Here is a 6,390-nt window from a genome sequence, read left to right as displayed (position 1 = left end):
GGGGCGGGGCCGGAAGCAGAGGAACTCACGCGCTCCATTGTGCCGTGCCCGCGCGGACCGTCCCAACAGCGGGGCCCGGGGATATGCTGGGGACACCCGTGGTGGTGCCCCGGGTCCCCGCAGCACGCGGACCGGGCGCCGCCGTAACTCGAAGGTGAGGAACAACGTGGCAGAGACGACCCAGCAGGGCTCGGGAAATGTGGCGGACCGCAACTTGGCACTGGAACTGGTGCGTGTCACGGAGGCTGCGGCGATCGCGGGCGGCCACTGGGTGGGCGCCGGTGACAAGAACAGCGCGGACGGCGCGGCCGTGGACGCCATGCGCTCGTTCCTCTCCACCGTGGACTTCAACGGCACCGTGGTGATCGGCGAGGGTGAGAAGGACGAGGCTCCCATGCTGTTCAACGGCGAGCAGGTGGGCAGCGGAGCGGGGCCGGCCTCGGACGTGGCCGTGGACCCGATCGACGGCACCCGGCTCACCGCGCTGGGCATGAACAACGCGCTCGCGGTGATCGCCGTGGCGGACGGCGGCTCCATGTTCGACCCCTCGGCCGTGTTCTACATGGACAAGCTCGTGGTGGGCCCCGAGGCCGCGGACATGGTGGACCTGCGCCTGCCCGTGAAGCAGAACATCCACCTGGTGGCCAAGGCCAAGGGCGTCAAGCCCAACCAGGTCACCGTGTGCGTGCTGGACCGCCCGCGCCACCAGGGACTCGTGGAGGAGATCCGCGCCACGGGTGCCCGCACCCGCATGATCCTGGACGGGGACGTGGCCGGGGCGATCGCCGCGTGCCGCGAGGGCACCGGAGTGGACATGATGATGGGCATCGGCGGCACCCCGGAGGGCATCGTCACCGCGTGCGCCGTCAAGGCCACCGGCGGCGTGATCCAGGGTCGGCTGGCCCCCACGGACGAGACCGAGCGCCAGAAGGCCGAGGAGGCCGGGCTGGACGTGGACCGCATCCTCACCACGGACGAGCTCGTCACCTCCGACAACTGCTTCTTCGCCGCCACCGGCATCACGGACGGCGACCTGCTGCGGGGTGTGCGCTACCGCGGCCGCACCATCACCACCCAGTCCATCGTGATGCGCTCGCACTCCGGCACGGTCCGCATGGTCGAGGCAGAGCACCTGGCCACCAAGTGGGAGAAGTACGAGCGCCGCCAGGGCTGAGCCTCCACATCCCCCACGAAGCGCGTGCCCACCCGAGTTCGGGTGGGCACGCGTCGTTGGTGCCGGCCGCTAAGCTGGGGCGCGGTGCATCGGGCCCGAGGAGAGGAAACAGGCGTGGCGTTGAGCGTGACCCCGTGCGGCAACCGGAAGAGCTGGGACGCCCGCGTCCGGGTCACCGGAGGGCACCCGGACCTGCTGTGGGGCATCGGGGAGGCCGAGGCCCTCACGGGCGAGCGCATGAGCGTGGAACGGGTGGCCGTGGACCGCGCGAACCAGACCGTGGGCTACGGTCAGCTTCTGGTCCGTGCGGAGGACCGCCACACGGTGGTGGACGCCAAGTCCCTGCACGTGAAGAACCCGCGGGACCTCGTGACCGTGCTCGCCGCGCTGCAGGACCACGCCCGGGACGCCCACCACGCCGCGGTGCTGCGGGTGAGCCCCGACACTCACGCCACCGTGGCGCTGGCCGCCGAGCTCGCGGAGGCCGGGTACCGCCGCCGGGACAAGCCGCGCCGCGGGGAGGCCGGACCGCGTCACCTGGTGGTCCGTCTCGGTGAGACCGAGGGCGAGCTGTCCCGCAGGCTGTCCAGCGCCACGCTGCAGCGCTGCCGTGGAGGGCTGCGGGACTCGGGGATCCGGGTGCGCCGCGTGGACGCCGCGGACCGGGACCTGTCCCACGTGGGTCTGCGGACCCAGCACATCAGGGATCTGCTGCGGGCCGTGGGGGACGACTCCGTGTTCCTCGTGGCCACCGAGCGCCCGGAGGAGGGCGGCGCGGAGCACGCGCTGGGCTACCTGTGGTTCGTCCACACCGGGGAGTCCGCCATGATCTACCGCTCGGGTTTCACCGACCGCGCGCGCCAGCTCGGGGTGGACGACGCCCTGCTGCTCACGGGCCTCGTGCAGCTGCAGCAGCGCCAGGTCCACAAGGTGCTCGCCGGGGACCCGGACCAGCCGGGCCAGCCCATGGTGCTGCGCGAACTGGCCACCGAGGACCACGAGGTGCTGGGCACGTGGGAGTTCCCGCTCGTGGGCGAGTTCCAGGTGGCGGGACGCGCGGAGAAGACGCGGCGCCGTTTCTTCGGGCGTCGCCGCTCGACTGCGCCGCAGAACGACCTGCTCCCCGAGGCGGGCGAGGACCCGGGAACGCTGGCGGCTCACGGGGCGCCCGACTCCGAGGGACGTGCGCGTGCTGGGGCGCCGTCACAGCACACCGCGCCACAGGAGACCGGTCTCCCGAGCCCTGGGGACGAGCCGCTCGCCCCGGTCACCCCCATTGCCGCCGCGGTGGACGCTGACCCGGACCTCGCGCGACCGCAGGATCTCGCCCCGCACGGTGGCGCCGCACCGGCCCACGGGGCGCAGGAGCCCGCGCAGGACAAGCACTCAGGAGCTCGCAGCCTTCCCCTCGTGGGTCGGACCAAGCGCGGCGCGGGGCGCGGCGGCACCGAGTCCGGCAGTGCCGCACCGAGTGCGGGGGCGGCGGCAGAGAGTGGGCGGACGGCGTCGTCGTCCACCGGCGGTGGGGAGCCGGAGCCCAGCGAGAACCGGGCGAGCGCCCTGCTGCGGCGGGCCGTGGCCGAAGGACGTGCCGCTGTGAGGGACGCCGCCCGCTGGTAGCGCCACCCGGCGCCGCACTGGCGCCGTAACCGGCCCCGGGGCACAGGGCGTCAGGAGCGCCCCGACACCCTGTTGGCCACCCGTGCGCTGAGCGCGTGCGGCACGAGACCGGTGATGCGCTCCAGGACGTGGTAGGCCCGCGGGAACACGAGCCGCGAGCGTCCGCGCTCGAGGGCGGACAGTGCCGCTGCCGCGAGGTCCTCCGGCCGGGCCGAGCGCCCGAGGTCGATGGCGGCGGCGTCCGCCACGGCGAAGAAGTCGGTGTCCACGGGCCCGGGGTTCACGCTGAGCACCCGGACGCCGTGCTTGCGGGCCTCCACACCCACCGCGAGCGTGAACCGGTCCACGAACGCCTTGGACGCGCTGTACGTGGCCATGGACGGCAGGGGCTGGAACCCCGCCACGGAGCCGATGTTGATGATCCCGCCCCTGCGGGCGGCGGTCATGGTGCGCAGCGCCGTGTGGGTCAGGGTCATGAGCGCGCGCACGTTGACGGTGAGCTCCTCGAGCTCACGGTCCAGGTCGAGCGTGGCGAACTCGCCGTGGCTGCCGAACCCGGCGTTGTTGACCAGCAGGTCCACGGGGTCCTGCTCCAGGACGCGCACGAGGGCGTCGATCCCGTCCTGGGTGCCCAGGTCCGCGGCCACCGTGCGGGCCACCCCGCCGGTGACCTCGTGGGAGAGGGCGGTGAGCTTCTCCTCGCTGCGCCCGGTGAGCACCAGCGCCCAGCCCCGCTCGTGCAGCGCCCGGGCGAACGCCCGGCCGATCCCTCCCGTGGCACCGGTGACCAGCGCGGTGCGGGTCACGACGCCGCTCCGCGGGTGCGCAGCGACCGCAGCTTCCGCCGGGCGGCCACCAGCCCTTCCCGGGCGGCCCGGCCGCCGTTGTAGGCGGCGTACCCCGCACGGGACACCGGGAGGTCCCACGTGCCCGGATGGGACACGGGTTCGCCGCCGAAGGACTTCTTGAAGGATGTGAAGCCGTACCACTCGTGCTCGGGACCGGCACCCTCGGGCGCGGTGCCGAAGAGGTCGAACCACGTGAGGCCCTTCTCCCGGGCGTCCATGATCATGGTCACCACGAGCGGGATCCCGGCCGAGAGCCTGCGGTGCTCCTGGTCCATGGCGGCGTGCGCGTAGGTGCGGGTGTCCGCGGAGTCGTACACGAGCGACGCCGCGATGGGCGTGCCGTCGAGCTTCGCGAGGTAGAGGCTCGCCGCACCCACCGGCATCAGGGTCTCCGCGGCGGTGCGCAGGTAGTCGTCCTGCTGGCGGTTGAAGTTGCGGCGCGCGGCGGTGTCCTCCAGGAACTCGAGCAGGTACCGGACGTCCCCCGGGTCCTCGGAGCGCTCGATGCTCACGCCCTTCTTGTGGATGTTGCGGTACAGGTTCCGGTTGGTGGACTTCATGTCCTTGAGCAGGTCCTTGGGGTCCCTGCGCAGATCCACCACCTGGGTGTGCCCCGGCTGCACCTGGCGCGGGGAGCGCTTCATGCCCCGGCGCTCGAGGGACTCCTCGGGGGTCTCGCCGTCCCGTGCGGGGTGTCCGTCGACCGGCTCCACCCGCACGAACCAGCAGCGGTGGGCCCTGGCCTGGGCCGCGAGGTCCGCGAGCGCGAGGTCGAATGCCTCGGGGGACTCTGCCTCCGGACCGTAGGGGCAGTAGAGGTAGCGCCCGGTCCGGCCGCCCTCGACCGTGGCGAGGTAGCGCCACCCCGGGCCCTCGGCCTGGACCACGCGGTGACCGATGCGTTGCTGGAACTGTGCCCATTCGGGGGACTGGAGGATGTTTGCCACGCCCCCACTGTACCGATGCGCACCTGGTGCGCGCCGTGGCCCGCACCGCACGGGGACTAGGGCACCGAGCACGTGCCGTTCGGGGAGAGCTGCTCCTCGGAGGGCACCCTGGCCAGTGCCGGGCGCGCCGTGCTGGCGCCGGCCGCGGAGACACCCGCGGCGGGCCCCGTGCCGGCCCCGGCGGCGTCGCCAGCCCCCGCGGACGACGACGCCGCGGTGCCCGCCGCCTGAGCGTCCCGGCCGTCGGCCTGCTCCAGGACGGCCGCGAGGTCCGCCTGGAACTGGGCGTAGTCCGGGTAGGTGGGGAAGCTCTGGTCGTAGTACGGCGGACCCGCGGCGTAGGACTGCAGCTCGTGGTCCTGGGCCTTGCTGGCCACGGAGACCATGGAGCCGATCGAGGCCTGGGGGATGTCCGTCTCGAGGATCTGCTCCCCGGACGCCGCGAGGTCGTCGAAGTTGGTGAGCACCGTGCGGGGGTCCAGCTGGGAGATCATCGCGGCCTGGACGCAGCGCTGGCGTGCCTGCCGGTCGTAGTCCGTGGCGCCCTCGCGGGAGCGCGCGTACCAGAGGGCGTGGTAGCCGTCCATGTGCTGCGTGCCGGGTTCGATCCACCCCAGGATCGGGTTCTTCTCACCCGTCTCGAGGTTGGTGCCGCCGCCGATCGGCACGCGACCGCCCACGGTGATGTCGATCCCGCCCATGGCGTCGATGAAGGCCTCGAAACCGTCCATGTCCACGAGCGCGTAGCCCTGGATCTTCAGGCCCGTCACGCCCTCGGCGGCCTCCTTGGTGGCCTGGGCGCCCGGGTCCGCGACGCCGGGGTAGAGGTCCTGGTGGTTCTGCATGACGTCCGTGTAGATGGCGTTCATGAGGCACTCGTCCCCGCAGTTGAAGCCCTCCGGGTACACCGAGGCCATGGGGGAGTCCGCGGGGAACGGAACGTTCTGCAGGTTGCGCGGGATGGACACCGAGACGGTCTGGCCCGAGGAGGCGTCCACGCTCATCACGGACATGGAGTCCGGGCGGCGGCCCTCCCGGTCCTCACCCGCGTCACCGCCCATGAGCAGGATGTTGTAGCGCCCGTCGGAGGGCGCGAACGGGAGGCCGTCCGCGAACGTGTTCGAGATCGCACTGCGGGCCACGGACACCAGGTGCGCCGCGTACCCGAGTCCGCCACCCGTCACGAGCATGGCGAGGACGGTCACCAGGACCACGGCGCGGCGCACCCCGGTGCTCAGCAGGCCGGGTCTGATCAGGCGCAGGGTGTCGAACCACAGCAGCACCCACCCGACGGCGAGGGCCACCAGGACCACCATGAGCACCAGGGACGTCACGGCGCCGGTGAGCACCCAGACCACGGCGGTGCGCCACACGAACCACAGCACGAGCGCCGCGAGGAGCAGGCCCCACACGAGGGCCGTGACGCGCACGGCGGCACGCCCGAGCCGGCGGTTGCCCGCCACGAGCTGCGCGGAGCCCGGCACGAGCAGCGTGGCTCCCAGCAGCCACCACGCGCGCCTGGTGCGGGTGGCCGGGGCGGCGAAGCGCGGGTGCACCAGGGGATCGCCCACCCGCGACCTCGCGCGGCGGGGTCCGTCGTCCGGGTGGCGGGCGGCCGTGGCACCCGCGAGCGGGTTGCGCTCGTCCCCGGGGCCGGCGTCAGCGACCTGCTCGTAGGCCCTCGTGGCCGAGGGGTGGGCGGCAGCGCCGTCGGGGCGGTCGGTCGATCCGTTCACGTGCAGCGCCGTGCGGGAGGGGAAGGTGGTGCGGGTCCGCGGGAGCGGTCCCGCGGGGCCGGGGT

At 73.2% G+C, this 6,390-nt stretch carries 5 protein-coding genes; 2 read left to right on the top strand and 3 right to left on the bottom strand.

All coding sequences use genetic code 11. The features are described 5' to 3' along the window. Positions 1-166 precede the first annotated feature (166 nt). On the top strand, positions 167-1,174 hold the full coding sequence (gene glpX, locus QL985_RS11640) for a class II fructose-bisphosphatase (protein ID WP_019310167.1): 1,008 nt from the start codon (positions 167-169) through the stop codon (positions 1,172-1,174). Positions 1,175-1,288: 114 nt separating this feature from the next. After that, on the top strand, positions 1,289-2,794 hold the full coding sequence (locus QL985_RS11635) for a hypothetical protein (RefSeq protein WP_144802907.1): 1,506 nt from the start codon (positions 1,289-1,291) through the stop codon (positions 2,792-2,794). Positions 2,795-2,844: 50 nt separating this feature from the next. Here the strand turns inward: QL985_RS11635 and QL985_RS11630 are convergent, their stop codons facing one another. From QL985_RS11630 to QL985_RS11620, 3 genes are all read right to left on the bottom strand, one after another. Continuing rightward, the gene (locus tag QL985_RS11630; protein WP_249494308.1) at positions 2,845-3,600 is read right to left on the bottom strand and encodes an SDR family NAD(P)-dependent oxidoreductase; all 756 of its coding nucleotides are present in this window, start codon (positions 3,598-3,600) and stop codon (positions 2,845-2,847) included. After that, positions 3,597-4,589 carry a peptidoglycan bridge formation glycyltransferase FemA/FemB family protein gene (locus QL985_RS11625; RefSeq protein ID WP_249494309.1) on the bottom strand — a complete coding sequence of 331 codons (993 nt, stop codon included), beginning with the start codon at positions 4,587-4,589 and terminating at the stop codon, positions 3,597-3,599. Before QL985_RS11625 ends, QL985_RS11630 begins: the two co-directional genes overlap by 4 nt. Positions 4,590-4,645: 56 nt before the next feature. Next, positions 4,646-6,390, bottom strand: a 1,745-nt coding sequence (locus QL985_RS11620) for an LCP family protein (RefSeq protein ID WP_356766045.1), incomplete at its 5' end; no start/stop codon positions are given.

Source organism: Kocuria sp. APC 4018, assembly GCF_030407675.1.
Lineage (GTDB): Bacteria > Actinomycetota > Actinomycetes > Actinomycetales > Micrococcaceae > Kocuria > Kocuria rhizophila.
Note: the sequence above shows the minus strand (reverse complement) of the source record. Positions and strands in the feature narration are given on the sequence as shown.